The organism is Pontimicrobium sp. MEBiC01747 (genome assembly GCF_053601635.1).
This window is the reverse complement of record NZ_JBSHNS010000598.1, coordinates 1-1,754: the sequence shown is the minus strand read 5'-3', so window position 1 is coordinate 1,754 and position 1,754 is coordinate 1. Positions and strand designations below refer to the sequence as shown.

1 protein-coding gene is annotated in these 1,754 nt (G+C 30.9%); it reads left to right on the top strand.

The annotated features are described in order from the left end of the window. Positions 1–325: 325 nt before the first annotated feature. Positions 326–1,510 carry an asparagine synthetase B gene (locus tag ACVC2P_RS20070; RefSeq protein ID WP_452600229.1) on the top strand — a complete coding sequence of 395 codons (1,185 nt, stop codon included), beginning with the start codon at positions 326–328 and terminating at the stop codon, positions 1,508–1,510. The last annotated feature ends 244 nt before the right edge of the window (positions 1,511–1,754 follow it).

The window sequence follows — 1,754 nt, the reverse complement described above, 5'->3', positions numbered from 1 at the left end:
TTTATATGGGGCATACCAGGTTTAATAATGGCAATACCTATAACAGTATTTCTTAAAATCATTTTTGAACAATTTCCAAGTACAAAAGGCATTGCCAGTCTTATCTCTGGATCTGGACAATAAATATCTGCTAATATTTACTTAAAGCCTTAAAATAAAGCATAATTTTTAAGTATCTTTCAAGTTAATTAATTGAAATGATTTAATCTTTATTTACTATAGATTGAAGCATAAAACGATTTAGCATATTTTGAAAAATATAATATCACTTATAATAATATTACTGTTCTCATCACAGGCATTTGCATCCTACATATTAATACCTATGGATGCTGAAACACAAGATAATCACTTAAAAGCTTATGGAATTACCTATTGGACTTTAAAACAAAACTTAAAAGTAAAATGGTTATTAAACTATAGAGGAGGCTCCTTTTTATTACCAGACAATAATGCTATACAGAGGGAATGTAAAATACGAGGTGTTAGTTTTGAAGTCTTAAGTAATACTAAAGCAGAAAGTATACTTGAAGAAATTAGTAGCCCAAGTAAAAACATGGAAGCTGTAGTATTAGAAAAAGCCCCTAAAATTGCAGTATATACACCAAAAGGGAAATTGCCATGGGATGATGCAGTAACCATGGTGTTAAGTTATGCCGAAATACCTTATGAAACAGTATACGATAAAGAAGTATTAGAAGATGGTTTGGTATTATTCGATTGGCTGCACTTACACCATGAAGATTTTACAGGACAATACGGTAAGTTTTATCGAAACTATAGAACAGCAGCTTGGTATATAGAAGAAAAAAAGGAAGCCGAAGCATTAGCAACAAGCTTAGGCTACAATAAAGTTTCAGAAGAGAAAAGAGCAGTAGCTTTAAAAATTAGAGATTATGTAGTAGGAGGAGGCTTCATGTTTGCCATGTGTAGTGCAACAGATAGTTTTGATATTGCATTATCTGCAGAAGGTGTAGATATTTGCGAACCAATGTTCGATGGAGATGGAAGTGATGCTAACTATCAATCTAAACTAGATTATAGAAAAACATTCGCCTTTAAAGATTTTATACTAGAGCGCAGTCCAATGATTTATGAGTTTTCAAGTATAGATATGACTAGAAAGCGAAAAATACCAAAAGAAACAGATTATTTTTCTCTAATGGATTTTTCTGCAAAATGGGATCCTATTCCAACAATGTTATGTCAAAATCATACAGCATTAGTAAAAGGATTTATGGGGCAAACCACTTCATTTACAAGGGATGAAATAAAACCCAATGTTCTTGTTATGGGAGAAAATAGAACTAACGGAGAAGCAAAATATATACATGGAATAAAAGGAAAAGGTTTTTTTACATTTTATGGAGGGCATGATCCGGAAGATTATACACATAAAGTAGGAGACCCAAAAACAGAACTAGACCTGCACCCAACATCCCCAGGTTATAGACTAATTTTAAATAATGTATTATTTCCTGCAGCTAGAAAGAAGAAGCAGAAAACATAATCTAAAAAACATAGTTATAAATAATAAACAAATTGTCCTTTTTTGTATCATAATGCTACTTATTACATCATGCTGAACTTGTTTCAGCAACACATAACATCTATAAACAAAGATGCTTCATGGTGAGTACCTAAAACAAGTTTAGGTTGATGATAGACTTTATGATTAATTACGGATATTCAAAATAAAAATAATAATGTCTAGAAAAGAAAGGATATTAAATAAAATTCAAATACTAATAACC